The following is a 24,149-nucleotide window of genomic DNA, read 5'->3' on the forward strand; positions in this document are numbered from 1 at the left end:
TTCCCCTCAACGAATACCGCCTTAAACCCTCATAAAGGCAGTATCCAATCTATAAGAGGATGCACTCTAGCCCTCAAAAAGAGTGCATCCTTCCCCTCAAGGGTTTTACTCAACTTTTATCGCATCTCATTTTTATGAACCCTCATTTTTATGAATCCTTGGTCAAAGGCACAAAAAGAAGTTTGCTAGCAACTATTGTATCACCCACCTTATGGGATTCCACTTGCCTACAGATCTTTCATACTTTTTGGTGCCTTCATAAAATCGAATCTGAAAGAATTCATTAAGGCAATTAAGGGTAAATTTTGTCAATTTGTAGACAAACTTTATTCTTTTTTGTGATTGTTGTATTTTTACTATAGTTATTTAAATCGACTTTATATATGATACGCATCGATATTTATTTGTCGAAATAAATATAGGAGAAAAACTATGAATATCAGATATTTTTTCATAGCGGGAGCTATTACAAGTGGTTTAGCTCTCGCGATTCAAAAATCTGATCGTATAGTCAATAAAAAACCCTCTCCCATTGTTGCCCCTTATACTATTGAGAAAACAAATTTACAGTTTGTTAAACAAGTAAGGGACACATCGGATACATTGAATATACTGAGAGTCAGTAATAGAAGCGCATCAGAACAAGCATCAATAAACGATATATACGAAAAAGGAAAAAGTTTATTGAATGCAATAGCTGTTTTTTTAGGATCACTTATTATATATTTCATACAACTTGTTTCTACTAGAATATAAGATACAAAAAGTTCTTAAAGTAAAGTTATATACATTTTGTATATATTATAAAATTTAAATAAAAAGGCCCCATTTTATAAAGGGCCTTTTTTAGTTTAATTTTTCCTTTGTTTTAATTTAATTTTTATTGTGTTTTTATTTTTATTATCCAAATATTACCGCCTTCAAAAATGCCATTTTTTGCCTTCCTCTCCCCTCAAATGACAAAGGCTCTACCCCCTAGCTTCCCCCCCCATAGCGCTTTAGTCAACGGACCTTTCCTCATAGCGCTTTAGTTAATAAGGGGTCCACAATCCTCGTGTTCTTCTTGTTCTTCCCAAAAATTTTTCTGTTTTCAAGAAAATGACCATGCATCCCCTACATCATCGGATTGGCTTACAGCTCTCCATGAAGCAGACTGAAAAACACAAAAATACCATATAAATTTTTGTATCAATATCACCATACTGAAACGTTGTTGCAACTTAACAAGCGCTGCTTCATTGGCAAGAACTTCTTAAAGACAAAAAATACCTCAAAGGAAAAAGACCTTAACACTGCTCAAAAATGCCATTTTTTGCCTTCCTCTCCCCTCAAATGACAAAGGCTCTACCCCCTAGCTTCCCTCCCATAGCGCTTTAGTCAATAGAGCTTCCCCATAGCGCTTTAGTCAATGGACCTTTCCCTCATACCGCTTGAATAAGCAATAATTTATGAGCATTTTCTAACAAAAAAGAGACCGCCTTTAAGAAGAGAGTAGAATTTATAATTGATTTTTCTCCTCTATTCTTGAGGATCAAGCCATTTCCAGTCTATTTTTTAAATCTTGGCTATTATTCTTGATTTTTCGAACCCTTTATTTTGCTCTGGTAAGAAAGATGTGAAAGCGCCATGATTGAGACGCTTTCACATCTTTTAAATAAAAGTGCTTTTCTTCAACAGGAGAATAAACTAATCAATTTTTATATCCATAAATGCGATTTTACCATCTTTAATATAAGTAATATCAGGAGCATGTTTTACCCCCTCTGCTTCAAACACGAACTGTTCATCACTCACCCCTTCAAACCCTTGTTCCCTTAATTCTTGTTTTTTCTCCTCGACTATTTTTTTATGAAAATCTCGTTTTTGATTACACGTATTAGGGGATCTCACTCTAAAAAGCTGATAGTCCATGGCTATAGACCACTTCTCAGCAACCCGTTCCAGTAGATCGTAACTGAACTTTCCTTCCCTTTTCACTTCTTGAGCGATCACCATCGCGCGTTCCAAATGGACTTTTTCAATGGTTTCATCAAAGCCAAGCTTCTCCCCTGCCGTAAAACTTTCGTCATAAGAAGCTAAAGTCTCAACATCACCAAGTAAGGCAAGAGCAGCAAGATGCAGCAAAGCATAAGGTGCGAGCTCTATGTCATCATCCGTTGCCCAAGATAAAGAGTCTTTTTCCCAAGGGGGAATACCATATTGAGAGCGAAACATTTCATGCAAAGAATCATCTTCCATTGTCCATTTTAAAGTTGTATCGAGTGCTTTCTTTAAAAGCTTGGCGCTCACTTTTTCTTCAAAAATTTCCAATCCATTGGGTACAAAATTCATAAATACTGTTGGCAAAACCCCAGAATTATGCGGATTAATCGTCTGACAAGCCGCCGCAAAAATACCGCTCATAATTAAAAGTCCGCGATCAAAAGGCGAAAATTCTTCCACTCGTTTCTCGTTATAAAGAAACTGCACTTCGCGATCTGGTAAAAAGAGGGTTGCCAAATAATCTCCCTTTCCCTCGATTTCCACCGACCATCCCAAGCTTTTTAAAAGCCCTGTTGCACTTTCTATCGTGAGAATTTCATCATCATCATAATCGGCAGAGAACTCTTTTTCCTTTAGTTGCAAACGCCTCTTCTGCACCACGGCTTCATCTTTCCAAAACTGCTGCGTTGCAAGATCATTTTCTTTAAGCACTCTTTCCAGCTCGCCTTTCACTTGGAAATTCATTTTCATCCGTTTAAAGACAGAGGTATAAAGAGCTAAAACAAGCATGATAATGATCATGCAAATAACAATAAATACCCAGAACAGGGGATCTAATAGAAATACGGCTATAGGATCACTGTTCATTTTTCCCCTCTCAGTCTTTACAAAGCCCGTGCGACAGAGAGCTTATGTGCTCTCGCACCGAGATTGCTTCTTCTAGTTTCTGAATATTTTTGTACAACTCACCCGTCACTTTGGTGCGAAGCCGTAACATAACCGGAATAAAAATAATAACACAGACCATTATGATGTCCGTTGTTTTAAGGAGAACGGCATGCACAACATATTGCCACCCTGTCAGCTGCCAATTTAATACATCTGGTATTCCTAGAATCATGTTCCACATGATAATGAGAACAGCAATAGCAAAGATAATTTTATAATCCTTTGCTGAGAGCAACACGTGCTGGAGCGAAAAAGAATGCGCTCCTTTATGCGTTTCTTGCTCTGATGCCCAATTTTGCTCCTTCATGTATTCCCCTCTCTCTTTGAAAAGCCCCGCGAGAGAGCTTATTTGCTCTCACACAGAGATTGCCTCTTCTCGTTTCTGGATTTTTTTCCAATTTACGCATTACGATGATGCAAAACCCAAATACCACCGGAATAAAGAAAAGTACACAGACCGTTATGGCTTACGTCATAATAAAAATTATAGTATTCCTGCTACCTTGCCACCCTCTTACCTTCCTCACATTGCAAAAAATAAAGATTTTCAAACCACGCCAATCTGTAAACAATAGTCACAATTCAGCTTTTTCTTCCCAAAAATTCTCCTATTTTCAAGAAAATGACCCTGCAGCCCCACTTCAATAGAATTCATTTCAAAGCTTGAATGAACAAGGCTCCTAAAAATACGAAAACAACCCATATACCGCGACCAACTGCTCCCAAAATCGTTCCTTCCTCACGCCTCAAACGATAAAGTAAGTCCCAAGCACTCACTCTAGGCTCTAAACCCCAAGGGCTCTTATTCCCTTTAATCAATAATGGTCCATAATCGGCTTTTCTTCCACTCAATGTCATCCTCAACACTGCTCCTTAGAGCAATGTTTACGGACACCTCATGAAAGAGCACCAAAACATATCAGAGGCAAAATGGTATGCAATCCCTATAAAGGCTGAATCTCTCATAATTTCTTCATTATTTTTTCCCTCTCATGATTTCTCAAGCGCTGTATCCTGTTCTTGCAAGACGTTTTTCAGTTCTTTTCTTAAACAGCGATACGTTCTCACCTGCTTAAAGACACCATAATAAAGTTCTAAAATCATCATGGGAATACAAGCAACCACCAATGTCACACACATAAGCACGAAAACAAATATCATGACAAGAATATCACCCCTTTTTTCTCTATCGCCTTTTTTATATCGATCCTTTTGATCGGTTATTTTACCCCGTTGCTGGTTTATTTCTTTCAATTTTTGAGTATTTTTTCTCAACAAAAACCACAATGTGATGTAGAGTATCAACATAACTGGGAATAAGACCAAAACACACACTATAATAACTTTCCAAAACGCATACAGAGAGAGAAAAAGAGGTGTATCCCACCACCCTGTCCGTTCCCCATTGCTACCCAAGGATAGGAGAAAGAAAATCTTGTTCCACAGCTCAAGAGAAAAAATGCTGTACTCTTTGCTATCCAAGGATGAGAGAGAGAGAATCCTGTTCCACAGCTCAAGAAAGAAAATCCTGTTCCATAGCTCAATAATGAGTGAGAGAAAACAAATGACAACATGCTCTTCCTCAGAAAAAACACTTTTTTCGAAAAAATAGCGTAGTTCATTATAAAATGCTGAATAAAATGCTGAATTTTTCCCCTTCATTGCTCTTCCTTTTTATGAAAAACGCATTTCTTTATTTCATGCCCGCTCTTTATCTCATGCCCGCTCTTTTAAGAACCACGAAAAGTGCGATGCATAGTGTTTCCCTTATTTTCAACAAAAGACCCCAATTTTCTAAAAGCGTGGTTGCTCTTCCAAATGATTAAGAGCATCCTCCTCATTACAAACGAAAATAGGCTCTCCTCTTTGCCTGATAATTTTCCAACCATCCCCTCTTCTTGTGTCACGAGCTTCCAAACATTGCCTCTCCCCCCTTACGATAGCGACAAAAGCGCCTTGTCACTCTCTTTATCTTATGCGTTTTAATTCCCGTTTCACTCTACAATACGTTCTCACCTGCTTGAAAACAAAATAATAAAATTCTAAAATGAGCATGACAACACCCGCAGGAAAAAAGACGTTTAGCAGAAATATCAACCAAAAGTATACGATAAAAAAACAGCTTATTTTTTCTCTATCCTTTTTTACTGGATTATTTTGTTGATCGATTGTGTGACCCCGTTGCTGGATAGCCTCTTCTAAATTCTGAATCCTTTTTTTCAACAAATACGTTAAGATGAGATAAAGCACCAATAAAACAGGCATCGAGGCAACAACAACAACCATGATGACTTCACGTAGCACAAAAATCGCTAAAAGAGTGCTATCCTGCGATACACTCAACGACCACTTGGCTTCTAATGGGATCAAAAGAGCTTTATAACCTATCCCAACAAGGATAGAAATAAGACAAATAATCATATGATCTTTATAAGAACGAAATGATTTTCCAAAAAAAAGAGAGCACCGTTTGTTATAAAATGTGGAATTTTCCCCCTTCATTTGCTCTTCCCTTTTATACAACTGTTTGTCCCTAACTTTATAAGGATACGCATAATCTCTCAAAGCACAATTGCATCCATTGTCGTCAAATAGAACACCCCAGAAAATACTCGTATTGCATATTTATGTTGCCAATAGTTTTGCCAATTCACGTGCTTGTTTTAAAGAAATCTCTCAACACTTCCAAACCAACGCGCACCACCCCCATTTCATGAATAGCCCCCATGAAGAGGATAACAATAGCGCCCCCATGAATATATCCCCTTACTATAAACTCTATCACCCCTATTGTTTCAATAAAAAATGTAATCCGGCGCCATTCATATACGCCCCCTGCGGCCTCTACAATAGCCTTACCCTCCCTTGCAACAAGCTACGCCATAACTCGTTCCTCAACACGGACAACCCCATTAGCCTAAGGCTCCTACGACAACCCCACCCCTGCCCAAAAAACAGCCATACCGCTGCACCCTACAACAACCATACCGCTGCCCCTACAAACAGCCATACCGCTGCACCCTACAAACAGCCATACCGCTGCCCCCTACAACAGCCATACCGCTCTGCCCCTACAAACAGCCATACCCGCTTGCCCCCTACAACAGCCATACCGCTCTGCCCCTACAAACAGCCATACCCGCTTGCCCCCTACAACAGCCATACCGCCCGCCCCCTACAAACAGCCATACCCGCCCCCCTACAAACAGCCATACCACTCTGCCCCTACAAACAGCCATACCACTGCCCCTACAAACAGCCATACCACTGCCCCCTACAACAGCCATACCGCTGCCCCCTACAACAGCCATACCGCTCTGCCCCTACAACAGCCATACCGCTGCACCCTACAACAGCCATACCCGCCCCCCTACAAACAGCCATACCCACCACCCCTTCTACGACAAGCCATACCGCTACCCCCTACAACAGCCATATCTAGCTTCTACGATAGCCTTTATCCCTTGAAAAGACAGAAGCATTTTTATTCTTTTCTCAATTGTTTTCCGCCCCCCACTTAAGACATGAAAAAAGGAACTTCCATTGATTTGCAAATGATCGCGCAATAAGAGCATTTGAAATGAGAAAATCTTACAACTTTCTTATTCCAATTAAAAAGGCTCAATGATCATTATAAATCAAAATATGACGATACATTCCATTTTTCATTAGAGTTCTTGCAAGCCAATAGCTTAGAATATATTCATAAAAGCGCTTCTAAGACAGAGAAACAGCCGCTACTTTTGAGATCAAGCATTTTAATATTAATGAAAGCACTAACATTCCCTTGCAAGTTTGAGGTGTTGTTTTGTCAACAATCTTGTTAGCATGGACTGATTCTATGATGATGCGATATCATTACAATTGCTCTTTATAAACAGCATTGATACGCGCCATTTTACTCACACTTCTTTATAAGCCTTGCGTTATAGGCTTGTGGGGAAAAGATAAAGGAGAATCCTGTTGAATATAGCAATTATTTTGGGGTCTGTGCGTCAACCTTCCTTAACAAGAACTTTAGCCAATTATTTAGCGGATTGCCTCATAAAGCGGGGTGCATCACTTCATTGGGTTGATTTGCGTAAACAGCCCTTGCCGATGACAGATCCAGATTATCATCAGCAGGTTGAAGCTAATCCAAGTGCTGCGGTCCGTGAGTTTGTAAAAACCATTGCCGCGGCTGATGGCGTTATTCTAGCAAGCCCCGTTTATCAAGGGTCTTATTCGGGTGTTTTAAAAAATGCTCTTGATAATTTGAGCTATAATGCCTTTTTAAATAAACCTGTTGGGCTTATCTCTCATGGGAGTACGGCCAAAAAATGCGCACAACCGTGTGAACATTTAGTGCCGGTGGTGCACACGCTTTATGGTTACACACTCCAATGTCAAATTGCCTCTTCCAACGAAGATTTTTCCTCAGACGATGAAGGTCGTACTTGGAAAGTTATAAGTGAAGAGGTACAAACCCGTTGTGAAAGACTTGCTGATGAAATGTACACATTTTTAAAGCAACGAGGTGGGATTTAAAGTAATAAGGGAGGGGGCATGAAAAAAAAGGATGTGCACTATCGTTATTTAGTGGTAGGGGGCACAGGGATGCTTGCCCCTTTGTATCAATCATTAGAGCCGCAAGAAGTGATTATTGCTGCACGCTTTCTTTCCCATAAAGTCCAGCTTGAGGCATTGCACAACAAACAGTTGTGCGTGTCGTTGGATTATGATTGTGCGGCATCAAAGGCGCAATTTTTAAAAGCTGTGAAGCAATGGCATGATCTAAAATATTGCATATTATGGATTCATTCGCCCGCCTATGCATTTTCTTGCGCATTAATTGAGCAGTTGGCTCTTTTGCCTAAACCGCCATGTATTCTTCATATTTTTAGTTCCAACACGCATGATCAAATAATCATCGATTGCGCGCGCAAAAACAAGGTTGCTTTTATCCCCATTCAATTAGGACAAAAAACAACGCCCAAAGGTTTACGATGGCTGACCCATAAGGAGATAAGCCAACAGGTACTGGATGCCATAAAAAACCATATGAATAAACAAAACTTATGATCAAGACCTCTGCTTTGCAAAGAAGCCGAGCCCCTTCAATCTCTATCCATACCCGAACACCCTCTTGAATAGCCCATACTCTCTTACATCATAGGCTTTGAGAACGAACAATCCCCCTCCCTTACGCCTCTAAACAGCGGTCCTTATATCAACAGCTCCAAAACCAAACGTTTTTTCCTCCTCACACGGGCTTATCCCCTTCTCAGAGTTTATTCCCTCCACGTGTTTTTACCCTTCTCATGCGGGCTTATCCCCTTCTCACAACCGTCACAGCTCTTGAGCACCCCCCCCTTTTTACAGTTCCACGTTTTTACGATTTTGCAAATTCACAGAAAACAAGCAAACTTCCGATAAACCGCCCCATTAAAGCCTATACAAGACTATTACAAACCTATCACCAGCCTATTCATTGCCATCAGCCCTTTTCCCCCAACGCTCCCCATTACCCCAATCCCCCATTCCAATTTTGACGCATTGCACAATCCAACCTTTACACCTCCATTGGCGCCCTCTTCTCCCCAACCGCCCCACAACCATCACGGCTCTTGAGCAACCACACACCGTTTTACAGTTTCACGTTTTTACGATTTTGCAAATTCACAGAAAACAAGCAAACTGCCGATAAACCGCCCCATTAAAGCCTATACAAGCCTATTACAAACCTATCACCAGCCTATTCATTGCCATCAGCCCTTTTCCCCCAACGCTCCCCATTCCCACATTCCCCCATTCCCACATTCCAATTTTGACGCATTGCACAATCCAACCATCCTCCATTGACACCTTTTCTCCCCAACCGCCCCACAACCGTCACGGCTCTTGAGCAACCACACACCTTTTTACAGTTCCACGTTTTTACGATTTTGCAAATTCACAGAAAACAACAAAACTTCCGATAAACCGCCCCATTAAAGCCTATTACAAGCCTGTCACCAACTTATTCATTGCCATCAGCCCTTTTCCCCCAACGCCCTCCATTACCCCAATTCCCCATTCCAATTTTGACGCATTGCACAATCCAACCTTTACACCTCCATTGGCGCCCTCTTCTCCCCAACCGCCCCACAACCGTCACAGCTCTTGAGCAACCACACACCCTTTTACAGTTTCACGTTTTTACGATTTTGCAAATTCACAGAAAACAACAAAACTTCCGATAAACCGCCCCATTAAAGCCTATACAAGCCTATTACAAACCTATCACCAGCCTATTCATTGCCATCATCAGCCCTTTTCCCCCAAACCCCCTCCATTCCTCCATTACCCCATTCCCCCAGAGATCAGCGTAAAATGAGAAAAACAATCGATGCCGTCCTCCCAAGCCGTGAAGCAATGGCATGATCTAAAACTTATGCCTCCCCCCATGACACGAGCACTACATGCGCTTTTTCAGCGCTGCGTTTAATTGTTTGGTAACCTTGTAATACGAGATCAAACGCTTGATAAAAGAAATATACAGTGCCACAATGGGTATTGTTAAGAAAAAATTAAAAACACCCCCCAGCAGAATGATCAAAATCACCGTCCAAGCTGCCGCCATTTCGTAATGCATTTTATCCCCTTCCCTTTATAAATTGATTGATTGGGTTGCTTCAGTCACTTCTTCCAACTGCTGAATCTTCTTTTTCAATCGATGGGTTAAAATTTCACGAAGGATCACAACAACAGGGATCGTTGCAAAAATACATACCGATAAAAAAAACCAGAAAAGCAAGAGAATGACAAAATATTCAAATCTGATCTCATCTATCTCTTTAAAGAAAATCACATAGACATAAGCTTTGAAAAACATAATGATGAAAGAGAGGCATGCGTGGAGGATATAATCTTTGCGTGAAAAAGCGAGCCATTTTTTTAACGAATAGGAACTTATCTTTGTTTCTAGTGCTAAGTTTTGCGGCACTCTCTCTTTCCCTTTTCCGCTTTTTTCAAAGAAACAAAAACGCTGTGGATGTTCTTTCATCAAACGTCTTTGTTTTTTCACTCTGTAATAGAGCCTCAAACGCTTTATTAAAGAATAATAAGGCGCCACAATAATCATATTCACAAAAATGGCAAAAACTGTAACTGCATTTAGAAGAAAACATCCAATCGGCAGAAACAAAATAAAAACCGCAGCCTCACTCCTCATGCGTATAACCTCATTGATTAATCTCTTGCTGCTTTATTTTTTCTTTTAGTTTTTTCTTTATTTTTTCCAATTTACGCTCTTTAAAACGACAAATGCCCCACAAAATAGGAAGGGGTGTGAGAAGACAAAACCATATCAACACTGGTAAGAGAAAAATAAGAGAACCAATTCCTTCCCATCTTGTCCATTGCAACGGCTGTACCAGAGACTTTGCACCCGCAGGAACTTCTAAAGCCATCATGATAAGGCATGTACAAAACATGATGAAAAAGCGGTGCCCTATTATTTTACACCGTCCCACCCCTTTGCGCCTTTCCACTGAAGACACCGAAAAGAAAGACTCTTCAAATGTTGCTTTTTTCTCCTGCATTGTTCCCCTCTGCTTTTACGCTTCGCGCTTTTTACGCATTATTTTTAGGTTTAAGCTCTTTTTAATTTATCTAAACTCTTTATTTTTCTCAATAAATTTTTTCATCAACCCTAATTTCTACATCCATATATTCTAACTCCCCATCCTTTATGTAAAGAATATCGGGACGATAGTTTTTTCCATCAACCTCACAAATCGCGTCCTTTTCGTAAACAAAATATCCCTGTTGCCTTAATTCTTCTCTTTTTTCCTCGATCAATTTTTCATAAGAATCTCTTCTTCTATTGCACAAATTGGGATCTGAGGCTCTAAAACATTCATAGCTTTCTACCTCCATGGAAAAATCCTTTGCCGCCTGTTGAAGCAAATCGTAACTGGGTTGCTTTGTCTTTTCTACCGCCTGAGCAATCACCATTGCGCGTTCCAGATGCTCCTCTTCGATACTTGTTTCAAAGCCCAGCTTCTCACCTTCCATAAAGCTTTTCTGATAAGAGTGTAAAGTTTCAACATCGCCCATCAAAGCCAGAGCCGCAAGATAACGCAGGGAATAAGAAGCCAACCGAGGGACCACAGTTTTGTTTTCCCAAGGCAGGATTCTATATTGAGAGTGAAGCATCTTGCCAAGATCAACCTCAGTCATTGCCTCATCTAAAGCTTTCTCGAGTACACGACGTAAACATCCAACGCTTACCTTTTCTTCAAAAACTTCCAACCCCTTCACATCAAAACTCAATTCAAGAGCAATCAAGCCTCCAGAATTATAAGGGTCTATTGTTTGGCAAGCCGCCGCATGGATACCAGAAACCACTGCAATTGCACAATCAAATCGCGGATACCCCTTCTCAGCATTATAAAGAAACTGCACTTCACGATCTGGTAAATAATAGGTGGCCAAATGATCCCCTTTTCCCTCAATTTCCACCTTCCACCCCAAACTCTTTAAAAGCGCCGTTGCACTTTCCATCGTTAAGATTTCCTCATCAGAAAGAGAAAACTCTTTTTCCTCAGATAACAGCTTAATCATCGGCGTTTCTCCACTAGACGGCTCAAAAGCGATAGGTTGTTCAAGCACGCGGCTTAATTCTTTTGTCACTTGGCAATACAGTCTCACCCGCTTGAAAGTAGAGTAATACAATGCCCAAATAAACATCATGACCACAGCAGAAAGCAGCGTGAAAAGCGTCAAGCCCACACCCCACGAGAGTACAACAACAATATCCATTATTTTAATATCTATCATTTTCCCCGCCCCTTCATGCGCTGTTTTGTTGAGAAGCGGTTTTTCTCCGCTTCCAGAGTGCTTGCTCCAACATATCGATCTTTTCTTTCAACAGAACCGTGAAAATGATACGAACCACAAAGGCAACAGGGATAAACAAAAAAATAAACCATGATATAAGCTCCATAATTAACGAGAGAGCTGCCACGACATCCCCTTCCCACTCCGCCAACTTCCCACCCAAGCAACATGGATACGAAGCGAAGAGCCATTCTTAAAGCTGCCACAATGAAAGCAATACAAAAGATGACTTTATAATTTTTGCGTGTCAGAAACGCTTCTTCAAGCGAAAAAGACCGTAATTCCTCATCCAATGATACATTTTTTCCATTGCCCCTCATTTTTTATCCCTCATTTGTTTCAATTTTCAAGCCATTTTCATGAACCGAAGCTTTCGTCCTCACAATGAATGAGAGTTCATCAATATCAAGCGCTTGTATCCTTCATCTTTTATAAAGACAATATCAAGGGTGCATTTTTTTTCATCACCTTCAAACATCGCACGAAGAGAAGGTCTCTCCTACAACGCATAAGAATATATAAAGACCAGTATTCATTTTCTGCCCGCCCTTCACGCGCTGTTTTGTTGAGAAGCGGTTTTTCTTCGCTGCCAGATTTCTTGATCCAACATATCGATCTTTTTTTTCAACAAACGCGTAAAGATGATACGGACCACAAAGGCAACAGGAATGAGTACAAAAATTAAATCTAATATAACCTGCACGATGCAAAAGAGAACTGTTATGACATTCCCTTCCCACCCCGCCAACTTCCACTCAAGCCACATTGGTATGAAGAGAGCCGTTCTTAAAGCTGCCACAATGAAAGCAATGCAAAAGATGACTTTATAATTTTTGCTTGTCAAAAACGCTTCTTCCAGCGAAAAAGACCGTAACTCTTCATCCAATGATACATTTTTTTCATTGCCCCTCATTTTTTATCCCTCATTTGTTTCAATTTCTAAGCCATTTTCATGAACCGAAGCTTTCGTCCTCACAATGGATGAGCGTTCATCAATATCAAGCGCTTGTATCCCTCATCTTTTATAAAGACAATATCAGGGGTGCATTTTTTTCATCACCTTCAAACATCATGTTTTCATCACTCACAGTGTATCCCCTATTGTCTTAAGGCTTCTCTTTTCTCGTCGATCAAATTTTCATAAAAATATCTTCTTCTATTGCACAAATTTGGGTCTCTGACTCTAAAATTCTAAGTGCTCTTTTTATTTTCAGGAAGATAAGCTGCTTTCCAAAGAAGAAGTGAACTGGTGCAAGAAAATCGTAACGAGGTTGCTTTGTCTTTATGACGATTTGAATCATCAACAAAACCGGCCCAAATTGATTTTTTCGATATTTTTTTTCAAAGCCCAAACTTTCATCTTCCATAAAGCTTTTGTGATAAGAGTGTAAGGTTTCAACATCACCCATCAAAACCAGAGCCGCAAGATAACACAGAAAATAAGAAGTCAATTGAGAGATAGCACAATTTCCTTTTCCCAAGGAAGGGCGCTCTATTGAAAGCCCAAACACGCGGCCAAGATAAACCTCTGTCCCAGATCAACCTCAGTCCCAGATCAACCTCATTCATTGCCTCATCTCAAGCTTCCTCAAGCACACGACGTAATCACTGGGCGCTTACCTCTTCCTCAAAAATTTTCAATCTCTTTTCCTTAAAATCCACCCCTTTGCCTCAATGCCTCGTTGTCAATCTGGCCCCCCCAAAATGATAAAGCCTCAAAATGATAAGGATTAATTATTTGGCAAGCCGCCGCATGAATACCAGCGTCTCTCACAATTCCATAACCAAATTGCACAAAACCTTTTTCATCCAGAGAGAGAAACTGTCCTTAGCGGTCTCGTAAATAAATAGATGTCCCTCTTTTCTTTCAATTTTCCCCCTCCACCCCAAGCTCTTTAAAAGCATTGTTGCCCTTTCCATAGAGCAAAACGTCTTGATCAAAAACTTAAAGCTTTTGGTGCGTCTTCTTTATGCGTCTTGCCTCTCCACCTGCAAAAAATGGGCTTTTCTTCCCCAAACACCAGAATATCTTTTGCTTTAAGTATAGATTTTTCGCTCTCCATATCGCTTGGTAAGACACATTTTTATGCTTGATAAAAAGAAAATAAATTACAAGATTTTCTCTCTTTAAGAAAGCACCAACAGCAAGTAAAGTCCAAGAGCAACCTCTCTTCACTTTCCCCTCAGCACTCAAGCAAGAGCTCCAACTCAAGAAAGAGCTCCACTCAAACAAGAGCACCAACTCAAGCAAGAATCCCACTCAAACAAGAGCCTCAATTCTTTTAAAAACACGACACAAATATAAAAAAGCATAAAACGAGAAGTACACCCATGCTCCTTAATGAACAAGTCAAAAGAAAGGATCAACAAAAGCCTCTCTTCACTTTTTCCCCTTGCTCACTTTCCCCTCGCTCATTTTCCCTCGCTCACTTTCCCCTCGCTCACTTTCCCCTCGCTCATTTTCCCCTCGCTCACTTTCCCCTCGCTCATTTTCTCCTCGCTCACTTCCCCCTCGCTCACTTTCCCCTCGCTCACTTTCCCCTCGCTCACTTTCCCTCGCTCACTTTCCCTCGCTCATTTTCCCCTCGCTCACTTTCCCCTCGCTCACTTTCCCTCGCTCACTTTCCCTCGCTCATTTTCCCCTCACTCACTTTCCCTTGCTCACTTTCCCCTCGCTCATTTTCCCCTCGCTCACTTCGTATAATATGACGGGATCTCCGTTCTGCTCAAGCTCTTCTTCTAATTGCCGTATCAATTTGTTCAACTGACGGGTCACAACAAAGCGCATAATAAAAACAATCAGTAAGAATAAAAAAGCACCGGCAAACATCCATGCCAATGGCTCGAATACGACAAGAGAAACAAAGTCCTCCCCTCTCCATATCTTAACGACAGCAGTTATAACTATTGGAGCAGTCGCCATGACTGTAGAAAGATAGAATATTTTTTTATAGTCTTGCTAAACAAGAGAAAGCGGCTTTTTATCAAACATTCTGCTGTTTTTTATTTTTGGGAGATCTGTTTTAAGGCGATATCGCGTTCATTCAGCACGCATTTCAGTTCCTTTTTCACGCGACAATAAAGCCGCGCACGCTTGATAAACAAGTAACAAATTGTCCAAACTGGCACCCACAATAAAATATTTACGATCATAAATAACAGGAAAAAAAAGACTATTAATGTGATAATGCTACTCGTCATTTTATCCTCCATGCCCATTCTGCATACGAATTGCCTGATCGCGTTGTTGTATTGCTTCTTCCAATTGTTGAAGTATTTTGTTCAATTTTCTCGTTAATTTTATGCACATCACCCCAATGATCGGAAAAAAGAAAAAAAGTCCAATCCATAGAGAAGTGTTCAACAGCTGCATGATAACGCCGACCATATCGCTCTTCCACCATACAAAATTTGCGATAAAGCAAGCAGATTGCAAAACAGTAAAGAGGATAAAGATAAAAAAGATTATTTTACATTCTTTTGAAGAAAGAGGGAGAGATTCTTTGAAGTTAAGAAAGCGTATTTTTGCATCAAGTGTCTTATGCACAACATTGTGTTTTTTCATTTCTCTCTGATCATTGTGCAGTTGTTGTATGGCTTGCTTTTGTTGTGCCGTTTTCTTTTTCAAGTCTTGAGCGAGTTTAAAAGATAACCTGATATGCTTGATCAACCGGTAAGGAAGCCTGACCATCACCATAACCATTAAAATGGCAATGATAATGAACCCTAAAAAAGCCAAATATTGTATAATAATAATCACTTTCCCCCCCTATCGCATTGATATGAAATCATCATTTTTATTCTCTGTTTAAGCAAATATTTCTAATCTCTTTACTGTTTTTTTCACGCTATAATGAAGGAAACTATGGAAGATTAAAATGACAGGTAAAGCGATAATCATACACACACAGCACCACAACAGCAGCAGTACGACAAAAACGCTAACCTTAAACAATTGCAACGCATAACCGTGTAAAAAAATTGTAGATCTTGGAAAAAAAGCAAAAAAAGCTATCAAACCTACGAAAAGCATCATCAAAATAAAGGCTAGAAAAAAGATGATACAATAATCTTTTCTTGAAAGTTCCAAAGATTCTTGAAAAGAAAAAGCACGCAACTGTGTTGCAAGAACTGTCCTCTGTCCTCTACCCTCTACCTGATCATGCCCTAAATTCTGTTCTGCCCCCTTTTTTAATTTCCGCCGCATCCAAAACAACAATATGACCCGTTTTATAAAAGAATAATAAAGTGCCACGATAGTCATGATGGTAGAAAACACTATCATGATCTCCCCCACCAACATGACAACACCCAACCCTGCTGTAGTCAACATTCCAAAACTCCTTACAAAAGCATTATCCTCTCGTTTCCCTATCGTGTTCTGTTGATAGCTTGGTTGTCTAGCTGTTGCTGCTCCGGCAATGTATCCCACAGTTTTATCATTTCCTTCACATCTCGTTTAGAGATGGCGTTAAAGACAAAAAAGAGTGGAAAGAACACCACAAGACAGCCCCAAATCATTTGTGGTAAGAGACATAAAAAAGCCCAAACACCATTCCATCCCACGCCATACAAAAACACGATTGCAGGATTATTTTCAAAAGGCTGTTTCAAGATCTCCTTCATCATTTTTCGAAAATCTCCTTGTTCCATTTTCTCCAGTATTTGAACCTGTTCCTCGGATATAACGTGAAAAAACTCCAAAGGGCTCATATGGATAGTCACGGAAAAAAGCACCAACAAGAGGATAGCCAAACACAAAATGATGACGTAATCTTTTCTTGAGAGAGCCGTCCATTTTTTGAAAGCCGCAGAATGATTCAACACCAGCTGTGATGCAAAAGCCGTATTTCCCTCATGGGCAGATTGCTGTTGTGATTTATCTTCGATCATATGGATATTTTCTCACTTTTAAAATGCCCACTCACTCTTTGAGAACATGCAACCAGAAAAACGGGTTTATCTCGCACTCTTTTGACCATGAAACCCGTGCGATAAGACTTTTGAAGTCTATTTTTTAAATTCTTTATAGGTGTCAACATACAATCTCTTAAGCTTACAAGCACAAACGCCATTGTATCCCCTTATCTATTACCCACACCTCAAAAGACAATGTTTCACAAAATTCACCAAACAAAAATATTCAATCTAAAAAAATATCTGATGTGTAAAGTTTTACAACTAACATATTGATTTATAATAAATTTATTATTTTGCATATTAAATGAGAAGCCTAAGTAGCGTAGGATTGTGATTGTCTTATTCTAAATCTGTTCCATATTGGATCAAAACCATATCTCTTGCGCGTTACAAGCAGAAAGAGCCATATAGAGTAAAACATTAAGAAAGGATGACAAATGCCTCTCATGAAGCGTTTCAAATGCCAAGAGCTATCGCAACAATGAAAGCTGGCAAAATGTGTGATGCTACGGACTTTCTTCTTCACGAGCGTAAAGATGGACTATTCAATAGATTTTATATTGCTCAAACTTTATATGGATTTCATTGGGGACTTTTTTTAGCGAGCTCAAATTTGAGCTGGCTCAATCGTTATACCTTCACGAGGCACCATTGCGAAATGGGCAAAAGAGAGCCCTAAGACATGGCTCTAGAAAAAACAAAACAAAGTCGAACAAGCACCCGATTATCCAGCATGAAAAGCGCACGACAAACCACTTTAATCCTCATTTGAAAGCTTCTTAAGCAAAAAGGCTTCATTTTAAAAATTCTTTATTAAAAAGAAACTTCCCCCATATTTATAAAGGCATCTTCCATAAAGGCATTTTCCGCTTATAAAAACAGCTTCTTTCGATAGCGCATTGTGTCCTTTAAACGATATCCCCTCATCTCATGAGGCGATCCATTAAAACAGTAAAAACGGAAAGTTTTATATTCTATAAAGGATATTCATAAAGGAAACAGCAAACCAAATAGCGAGACCATTCACAATTTATTTTGAGCCGATAAACGATATTTTATTTGAAAATATAGGGCATCTTATGCTATTATAATAGGATGCGGGGGATGCTTTTTGCCACTCAACAGAAGAGTACATAACTTCTATAGAGTACATATCTTCTATAGAGTGTATAACTTCTATCAAGTATAGTGCATATCTTCTATCAAGTATAAAGAACATGTTCTATCAAGTAAAAGAATATGCTTAACAGCATAATATATATCAGGCATCTTAGTACAGCACCCCATAATCCCCCCATAAGAAAACAATAACTTTTCAATTTTACCTGTAAAAAGGTTTGGTAAAGCGCTCGTGAAAAAAGAGATAAATAATCCCATTAGAAAAAACGTCCTATTAGAAATAGACGATGACATGCCCATGGAATATCATTTTTATTTTTTCATTCACATTTGACAAAAATTTTTCTTCAATTTCTCAAGAACAGTTAAGAAACATTTAGAAAGCGAATAATCCGCTATCAATGAAAAAAAATGGTAAGCCCCCCTTAAGGATGATTTTTCGCCCCACACCGTTGCTTTTCTTTGCATTTACAACGCCTTTAGTATCATTTGTTTTTTGATCTGCAACGGCTCATATCCCGCTAGTATTGCTCTCCCGCTAGTATTTATTCTAAGTGCTTTTTACATCACTGTCCCTCATCAACAGCCAGTTTCTTTTTCATTCAAATGGTTAAGTTCATGAAAATACGTAAAAAACGCGGTAGAGCGAAAATAACAGGCAAGCGCAAAGAGCCCAATAGCTGTATTTCACGTGCCACAATCCCCAGCGAATCTGGGTTTCAACCGGCGATTGAAATGCGTGCAAAACACTTTGGTTTAAGCCTCGAAGAAGCGAAAAATCCGCTTGTTGGGACCTATATTGGGCGTCTTTGTTTGCTTGGCTATAAAGGGGATTCATCAGGCATCAGTAAAGAGCAATATGACACAGCACAACAATACTTGCAAATTAGAAACGACTATTTATGTGCAAAAGGTTTACCAAATGGCTATTATGATGGTTTTACGCACAGCGTATCAGATGAGAAAGCAAAAAAGCAATGGGTTCAAAGAGCAACGGAACACTATGAAGCGATGCAAGAAGCGATTAAAGAAGCACAATATCTGCATCGTCAACATAACTTTCATGCGGCATTACACTCTCTTGTTATAGAAGATCAACCACTCTCTACGCTTGTTGGTTCGTTGCGTATTATTCTTGATGCCCTTTATAAACATTTTGACAATTCTAGCAAAAAGAGTCTTCGCTAAAACACCCATCATTTCCTCCTCCACACAGGATAAAGATTCTCCTCTCCTTTATAACATGTCTCTTTATAACCAGCGCCTTTGTAAAGTCTTCCTTTGGCAGGGTGCACTTGAAATCCACTGAGCTTACTCTTTCATAGAACTCCATGGGATTGACAAGCTTAAAGCGCTCAGCAAACAAGCTCAAAAATATCCACCACGCTTAAAAAATACTTCGACCTATCAAAGAGACTTAACCTTATATCGACCCATGCTTTACTTAATCCATGCCTCAAAGGAAAATATTTTGCTGTATAGCCAATGAATGAGCTTTTTTCTGTAGATTTTTTCCCGCGATAAAGGAGGAAAAATAATCGTTTTACTGTTGACAAAATATGAAAAATCGTATTTAATGGTGGATGCGGTAAGGGGTTTTCTGCGTCCAGATTTCATCATAAAGTTTTTGCATTATTATAGACTTATTATAAATTATTATAGACTGTTATAAAACAGTGTGTTTCGCGACAATGTTTAAAACTTTACAGTTTGAAGGTATCTTTCGTCTTTTTTTGACTATTTTCTTTTGCATCACCCAATTTGCATCACCAACAGCTCTATAATTTTGAGATCTTCAAAACAAGCCGTATTCACTAGGGGCTCCCAAGAGAACGCCCTAATAATACCCCCATAAAATACCGATATTATACATCACAGCAATGATGAGCAATACACGCATAAAAATATGAAAACGGCATCATTATGCTCTCATCGCCTCATTTTTTAAGATGTAAAGGCTTCTTTTCAAAACATTGTTTAGCCAGAATTGAAGAAGATAATATCACCTATTGATCATCAACATAGAGGCTAAGCTTATGAAGCCACAAGATTCTCCCTCACCTCATTCCTCGCAAACCCCAGAAGGCGCAAGCGCACCAGAAGGTGCAAGTGCATCATTAGACACTCTTACAGCACATTTAGAACGGCTTAACATCGAAAAAATACAAAACACCCCTTTCAACCGTGCAGAGTTAAAAGATATTGTTGCCGGTTTAGAACAGCATAATGCCGATGGCAGTTGGATCAAAAATTATTATGATATTTTAGATCTTTACATGATGCCAGCTTTGGTAGATCAAGCCAATCGTAAATATCCAGAGATGAATCTTAAACTTGCAATGACACCTGACGACTTTGCCCTTGCACTCAAAGAAACACTCGAAAATGGCATTAAATCTTCTAGACTGATCGTTAACGCAAAAGATAGAGGAATTCATTTTGCGGTCATTGATCATCAAACCATAGGGGACAAGACATCTCTGATATTTTTAGAACCTACCTCACTGCGTGACACGCTCCCCGCCTTACTTGCATTAAGGACGCGACAATCCATTGAACATCACCAATTGCCTAACATTCATTTTGCCATGGCAGAAATGAATATTCAACGCAGTTCCTCTGAATGCGGGATGTTCAGCTTAAGCCTTGCCAAAAAGCTTTATCTCGAATCTCAAAAATTGGAAAGACTGCACAAAGATAATATTAAGGGTGTGTTATGTGAACCAGACACGCCTTTACCTGCTGAAAAATTAGATCCATATCTTCCAGCTCGTTTATACAAACACGTGCAAGGCAGAAGACGTCTTAGGGAATATTTAACAGCCAATCCAGAAGCAGCACATGAAAAAGTAAACAAAAAAGGCGAAACCCTAACTGAGAGGTTTGAGAGAAGCTTGGTGGCAACAGAGACAAAAACTGTTTCTGTTTCACAACACAGAAAAAGAGCAACAGAATACAAATCTCTGATGATGTAATAAGCATTTAGCTCTATTCCACCTTCACAAAGTAATGAAGTTCTGCGGCTTGACGGTTAAGCATAAATTACTGTTAGCAAATCTTCTTTTCCCTTTGGAAGAGGTAAAGATGCAAACAATAAGCAACATGACCTCTTAAAAAGATACCTTGCCTTTGACTCTGAAAAGTGTGGGATTTTGTCTTTCGTAACAATTTTTTTTTAAATAAAGATGATTTCATCTCTTTATTTTTTTAAGCTAAAAATCTTTCCTGCAAACATTGTTTAGCCAGAATTGAAGAAGATAATATTTTCTACCAATTATCAATATAGAGGCTAAGCTTATGAAGCCACAAGATTCTTCCCTCCCTCATTCCTCGCAAACCCCAGAAGGTGCAAGCGCACCAGAAGAAGTGTATGCACCAGAAGGAGCGCATGCAAATGCATCATTAGACACTCTTACTGCACATTTAGAACACCCCAGTAGCGAAAAAGGCAAAAATATCCCATTCAATCGTGAAGAATTAAAAAGTATCATTGCCCGTTTAGAGGATGATATCTCAACAGGTCGTTGGGTCACAGCTGATTATGCAAGTACAGATCTTAAACTAATGCCAGCCTTGGTAGATCAGGCAAATCGTAAATATCCCGACATGCGTCTTCAATTGGCAGCGTCATCTCACGACTTTGCCCTTGCACTCAAAGAAGCCATCGAAAACGGCGTTCAATCTTCCAGATTTATCATTTATACAAAGGATAGAGGAATCCATTTTTCAGTGATTGATCATCAAACCATCGATGACAAAACCTCCGTGATATTTTTTGAACCTACAACACTCAACAATATGAAACCAGCAGTGCTGGCATTAAGAACACAATTGGCTCTTAAAGCGCATGAGTTGCCCAATTGTTCCTTTGCCATGGTAGAAATGGATATTCAGCGAAGCTCTTCTGAATGTGGAATGTTCAGCTTAGCCCTTGCTAAAAAGCTTCATACCGAATCTCAAAAATTAGAAAGACTGCATCAGGATAATGTTAAGGGTGTATTATGTAAACCAGACACGCCTTTACCTGCAGAAAAATTGGATCCATATCTTCCGACCACTTTTTACAAACACGTGCAAGGAAGAAGACGTCTTGGGGAATATCTAAAAGCCAATCCAGAAGCAGCACAGGAGAAAGTAAACAAAAAAGGCGAAACCCTAACTGAGAGGTTTGAGAGAAGCTTGGTAGCAACAGAGACAAAAACTGTTTCTGTTTCACAACACAGAAAAAGAGCCACAGAATATAAATCTCTAATGATGTAATAAGCATTTAGCCCTATTCCACATCCACAAAGAATGAAGCTCTGCGGCTTGACGGTTAAGCATAAATTGCTGTTAGCAAATCTTTTTTTCCTTTGAAAGAGGTAAAGATGCAAACAGTAAGCAACATGACTTCTTCAAAGACAAAAGATAAAACAGGACAGCTCTATCAAAAATAGCCCATTTTAAAACAGTGCTCATAAATTTGAAAATGCACGAGATGCTTCATTTTTTTAAATTCAAGAAAACCATAAGCTTTTTAAAAACACCCCTTTTTAACCTCACCTTCCAAGATGCAAAGGTTCTCTTTCAAAACATTGTTTAGCCAGAATTGAAGAAAATAATATTTTCTACCAATTATCAATATGGAGGCTAAGCTTATGAAGCCACAAGATTCTTCCCAACCTCATTCCTCACCAACACCAGAAGGGGCAAGTGCAAATGAATCTTTAGAAGACCTTATTGCCCGTTTAATGCAAAGCTCGGTCCAAACAGAAGAAGAACATGTTGCACCGAGTTCTGCCGAATTAAAAGATATTATTACAGGCTTAGAAGATGATCTCGTCACCGGCCGTTGGATTAACGCTTATTATGAAGATACGGATATTAGATTGATGCCGGCTCTCGTAGAAAAAGCAAACAGCAAATATCCAGACATGAATCTCAAATTGGCTCTTACAGCAGAAGAGTTTTCGCACGCCCTAAAAGAAGTCGTTGAGAGCGGCGCAAAATCTGCCCGATTTATAGTCAATTCGGGAAGCACAATCCACTTTGCCGTCCTTGATTATCAAAAAGTTGATGAGAAAATCTCTTTGATTATGCTTGAACCTACAACCTTTCAGAATATCACGGCTTGCAAACTAGAGAGAAAAATAAATCAAACCCTTCAATGTCTTCAACTGCCTCCTTATTCTTTTACCACAGCAGAAATGGATATTCAGCGAAGCTCTTCTGAATGTGGAATGTTCAGCTTAAGCCTTGCCAAAAAGCTTCATCTTGAATCTGATAAATTAGCAAGATTGCACAAAGATAATGTTAAGGGTGTATTATGTGAACCCCATTCCTCTTTATCTGCTGAAAAGTTAGATTCCTATCTCCCCATCAGTTTATACAAACATGCGCAAGGAAGAAGACGTCTAGAACAATATTTAAAAGTCCATCCGGAAGCTGAACATGAAACAGTCAACAAAAAAGGCGAAACCCTGAGAGAGAGATTTGAAAAAAACTTAAAAACAACAGAGGGAAAAACTGTTTCTATTTCCTCTCACCAAAAAAGGATTACTGAATACAAATCTTTAACGATGTAATTGAGGTTTTTTCCATATTGCTATTCATCAAAGAACGAAGAGAGATTGCTTTACAGCGAAGATTTCTCTAGGCAAATCGGCTTTTGTGTTCGTAAAACAAAAATAGCAAACAACTTTTCTCTTAAAGAAAAAGCACCATTGTCCGATAAAAACCATCCCCTCTTAAAATTGTATCAAAATTCCAAAGCTCTTGTTCGCCCAAAGCTTTTTGTAACAATGAGACTATTTGAATAGGCAAAACGCTTGATACATAAAATATTGAATGCTTCCGTCTTCAGTAAAAGCATATGTCTTGTTTTTCTGAGAGTGTGCGCTTATATCTCAAGCCCCCCACATCAATGCCATACGACGAACACAACCACTATAGATCACGCTTATCGTGCATCAACCCAACAACTGCCCGCACACCAATAAAGACTCCATCAAAAAACCAATACAAGGTCTTAAAATCAACAACCTCTCTTAACGGAAAACACCAACCCAACCATTATCTCACCAACCTAACCATTATCCCTCTTGCCCAACCATTATCCCTCTTGCCCAACTATTTACCCCTCTTGCCCAACTATTTACCCCTCTTGCCCAACCATTACTCCTCTTGCCCAACTATTTACTCCTCTTGCCCAACCATTTACCCCTCTTGCCCAACTATTTACCCCTCTTGCCCAACCATTTACCCCTCTTGCCCAACCATTATCCCTCTTGCCCAACTATTTACCCCTCTTGCCCAACCATTATCCCTCTTGCCCAACC

At 39.5% G+C, this 24,149-nt stretch carries 28 protein-coding genes; 7 read left to right on the top strand and 21 right to left on the bottom strand.

The annotated features are described in order from the left end of the window. Nucleotides 1-432 precede the first annotated feature (432 nt). The gene (locus ACFILW_RS02060) at nucleotides 433-756 is read left to right on the top strand and encodes a hypothetical protein (protein WP_375622820.1); all 324 of its coding nucleotides are present in this window, start codon (nucleotides 433-435) and stop codon (nucleotides 754-756) included. A 930-nt stretch (nucleotides 757-1,686) separates the two neighbouring features. Here the strand turns inward: ACFILW_RS02060 and ACFILW_RS02065 are convergent. From ACFILW_RS02065 to ACFILW_RS02095, 7 genes are all read right to left on the bottom strand, one after another. Then, nucleotides 1,687-2,850, bottom strand: coding sequence for a DUF6990 domain-containing protein (locus ACFILW_RS02065; protein ID WP_375685014.1), 1,164 nt, complete (start codon nucleotides 2,848-2,850; stop codon nucleotides 1,687-1,689). Nucleotides 2,851-2,860: 10 nt separating this feature from the next. Continuing rightward, complete coding sequence (locus tag ACFILW_RS02070) at nucleotides 2,861-3,238, bottom strand: hypothetical protein (protein ID WP_375685016.1); 378 nt, start codon at nucleotides 3,236-3,238, stop codon at nucleotides 2,861-2,863. Nucleotides 3,239-3,582: 344 nt separating this feature from the next. Further along, on the bottom strand, nucleotides 3,583-3,789 hold the full coding sequence (locus ACFILW_RS02075; protein ID WP_375685018.1) for a hypothetical protein: 207 nt from the start codon (nucleotides 3,787-3,789) through the stop codon (nucleotides 3,583-3,585). A gap of 132 nt (nucleotides 3,790-3,921) precedes the next feature. Beyond that, entirely contained in the window at nucleotides 3,922-4,092 is a 171-nt protein-coding gene (locus ACFILW_RS02080) for a hypothetical protein (RefSeq protein ID WP_375685019.1), read from the bottom strand. Nucleotides 4,093-4,899: 807 nt separating this feature from the next. Further along, nucleotides 4,900-5,433: a hypothetical protein gene (locus ACFILW_RS02085; RefSeq protein ID WP_375685021.1), complete on the bottom strand. Its 534-nt coding sequence runs from the start codon at nucleotides 5,431-5,433 to the stop codon at nucleotides 4,900-4,902. Nucleotides 5,434-6,029: 596 nt separating this feature from the next. Beyond that, nucleotides 6,030-6,218, bottom strand: coding sequence for a hypothetical protein (locus ACFILW_RS02090; protein ID WP_375685022.1), 189 nt, complete (start codon nucleotides 6,216-6,218; stop codon nucleotides 6,030-6,032). Next, complete coding sequence (locus ACFILW_RS02095; RefSeq protein WP_375685024.1) at nucleotides 6,181-6,315, bottom strand: hypothetical protein; 135 nt, start codon at nucleotides 6,313-6,315, stop codon at nucleotides 6,181-6,183. The genes ACFILW_RS02090 and ACFILW_RS02095 overlap by 38 nt, the downstream gene beginning before the upstream one ends. A 579-nt stretch (nucleotides 6,316-6,894) precedes the next feature. Here ACFILW_RS02095 and ACFILW_RS02100 point away from each other — a divergent pair. Beyond that, complete coding sequence (locus ACFILW_RS02100; RefSeq protein ID WP_375613628.1) at nucleotides 6,895-7,458, top strand: NADPH-dependent FMN reductase; 564 nt, start codon at nucleotides 6,895-6,897, stop codon at nucleotides 7,456-7,458. 18 nt (nucleotides 7,459-7,476) lie between these two features. Next, nucleotides 7,477-7,992, top strand: a complete 516-nt coding sequence (locus ACFILW_RS02105) for a short-chain dehydrogenase (protein ID WP_375685025.1) — start codon at nucleotides 7,477-7,479, stop codon at nucleotides 7,990-7,992. Nucleotides 7,993-8,375: 383 nt separating this feature from the next. Here the strand turns inward: ACFILW_RS02105 and ACFILW_RS02110 are convergent, their stop codons facing one another. The 14 genes from ACFILW_RS02110 to ACFILW_RS02175 all read right to left on the bottom strand — a co-directional run bounded on the left by ACFILW_RS02110 (nucleotide 8,376) and on the right by ACFILW_RS02175 (nucleotide 16,686). After that, nucleotides 8,376-8,525 (bottom strand): hypothetical protein, encoded by a 150-nt coding sequence (locus tag ACFILW_RS02110; protein WP_375685027.1) that lies wholly within the window; start codon nucleotides 8,523-8,525, stop codon nucleotides 8,376-8,378. Between the two features lie 140 nt (nucleotides 8,526-8,665). After that, a complete protein-coding gene (locus ACFILW_RS02115; RefSeq protein WP_375622841.1) occupies nucleotides 8,666-8,827 on the bottom strand; it encodes a hypothetical protein in 162 nt (53 codons plus the stop codon). Between the two features lie 83 nt (nucleotides 8,828-8,910). Further along, the gene (locus ACFILW_RS02120) at nucleotides 8,911-9,060 is read right to left on the bottom strand and encodes a hypothetical protein (RefSeq protein ID WP_375685028.1); all 150 of its coding nucleotides are present in this window, start codon (nucleotides 9,058-9,060) and stop codon (nucleotides 8,911-8,913) included. Between the two features lie 307 nt (nucleotides 9,061-9,367). Then, the gene (locus ACFILW_RS02125; protein WP_375631929.1) at nucleotides 9,368-9,544 is read right to left on the bottom strand and encodes a hypothetical protein; all 177 of its coding nucleotides are present in this window, start codon (nucleotides 9,542-9,544) and stop codon (nucleotides 9,368-9,370) included. A 15-nt stretch (nucleotides 9,545-9,559) separates the two neighbouring features. After that, on the bottom strand, nucleotides 9,560-10,123 hold the full coding sequence (locus tag ACFILW_RS02130) for a hypothetical protein (protein WP_375685030.1): 564 nt from the start codon (nucleotides 10,121-10,123) through the stop codon (nucleotides 9,560-9,562). Between the two features lie 10 nt (nucleotides 10,124-10,133). Then, a complete protein-coding gene (locus ACFILW_RS02135; RefSeq protein ID WP_375685032.1) occupies nucleotides 10,134-10,493 on the bottom strand; it encodes a hypothetical protein in 360 nt (119 codons plus the stop codon). An 88-nt stretch (nucleotides 10,494-10,581) separates the two neighbouring features. Next, entirely contained in the window at nucleotides 10,582-11,733 is a 1,152-nt protein-coding gene (locus tag ACFILW_RS02140) for a DUF6990 domain-containing protein (RefSeq protein WP_375685033.1), read from the bottom strand. Then, nucleotides 11,730-12,113, bottom strand: coding sequence for a hypothetical protein (locus ACFILW_RS02145; RefSeq protein ID WP_375685035.1), 384 nt, complete (start codon nucleotides 12,111-12,113; stop codon nucleotides 11,730-11,732). The genes ACFILW_RS02140 and ACFILW_RS02145 overlap by 4 nt, the downstream gene beginning before the upstream one ends. A 230-nt stretch (nucleotides 12,114-12,343) precedes the next feature. Further along, on the bottom strand, nucleotides 12,344-12,706 hold the full coding sequence (locus ACFILW_RS02150) for a hypothetical protein (RefSeq protein ID WP_375685037.1): 363 nt from the start codon (nucleotides 12,704-12,706) through the stop codon (nucleotides 12,344-12,346). A gap of 217 nt (nucleotides 12,707-12,923) precedes the next feature. Next, nucleotides 12,924-13,274, bottom strand: coding sequence for a hypothetical protein (locus ACFILW_RS02155; RefSeq protein WP_375685039.1), 351 nt, complete (start codon nucleotides 13,272-13,274; stop codon nucleotides 12,924-12,926). Between the two features lie 1,166 nt (nucleotides 13,275-14,440). Further along, entirely contained in the window at nucleotides 14,441-14,716 is a 276-nt protein-coding gene (locus ACFILW_RS02160) for a hypothetical protein (RefSeq protein WP_375685041.1), read from the bottom strand. 279 nt (nucleotides 14,717-14,995) lie between these two features. Beyond that, nucleotides 14,996-15,553, bottom strand: a complete 558-nt coding sequence (locus ACFILW_RS02165; RefSeq protein WP_375622861.1) for a hypothetical protein — start codon at nucleotides 15,551-15,553, stop codon at nucleotides 14,996-14,998. 48 nt (nucleotides 15,554-15,601) lie between these two features. After that, a complete protein-coding gene (locus ACFILW_RS02170) occupies nucleotides 15,602-16,225 on the bottom strand; it encodes a hypothetical protein (RefSeq protein WP_375622863.1) in 624 nt (207 codons plus the stop codon). Continuing rightward, nucleotides 16,165-16,686 (bottom strand): hypothetical protein, encoded by a 522-nt coding sequence (locus tag ACFILW_RS02175; RefSeq protein WP_375622865.1) that lies wholly within the window; start codon nucleotides 16,684-16,686, stop codon nucleotides 16,165-16,167. The genes ACFILW_RS02170 and ACFILW_RS02175 overlap by 61 nt, the downstream gene beginning before the upstream one ends. Nucleotides 16,687-18,450: 1,764 nt before the next feature. Between ACFILW_RS02175 and ACFILW_RS02180 the strand changes: the two genes are divergently transcribed. The 4 genes from ACFILW_RS02180 (at nucleotide 18,451) to ACFILW_RS02195 (ending at nucleotide 23,396) form a co-directional block, all read left to right on the top strand. Next, a complete protein-coding gene (locus ACFILW_RS02180) occupies nucleotides 18,451-19,020 on the top strand; it encodes a hypothetical protein (protein ID WP_375622867.1) in 570 nt (189 codons plus the stop codon). Between the two features lie 848 nt (nucleotides 19,021-19,868). Then, complete coding sequence (locus tag ACFILW_RS02185) at nucleotides 19,869-20,807, top strand: YopJ/AvrA family T3SS effector serine/threonine acetyltransferase (RefSeq protein ID WP_375622869.1); 939 nt, start codon at nucleotides 19,869-19,871, stop codon at nucleotides 20,805-20,807. 322 nt (nucleotides 20,808-21,129) lie between these two features. Further along, entirely contained in the window at nucleotides 21,130-22,092 is a 963-nt protein-coding gene (locus ACFILW_RS02190) for a YopJ/AvrA family T3SS effector serine/threonine acetyltransferase (RefSeq protein ID WP_375685042.1), read from the top strand. Between the two features lie 377 nt (nucleotides 22,093-22,469). Continuing rightward, on the top strand, nucleotides 22,470-23,396 hold the full coding sequence (locus ACFILW_RS02195) for a YopJ/AvrA family T3SS effector serine/threonine acetyltransferase (RefSeq protein WP_375622873.1): 927 nt from the start codon (nucleotides 22,470-22,472) through the stop codon (nucleotides 23,394-23,396). Nucleotides 23,397-24,149 lie beyond the last annotated feature (753 nt).

Origin of the sequence: Bartonella sp. TT110JLCBS (assembly GCF_042193405.1) — a bacterium.
In the GTDB taxonomy this organism is placed as follows: Bacteria; Pseudomonadota; Alphaproteobacteria; order Rhizobiales; family Rhizobiaceae; genus Bartonella.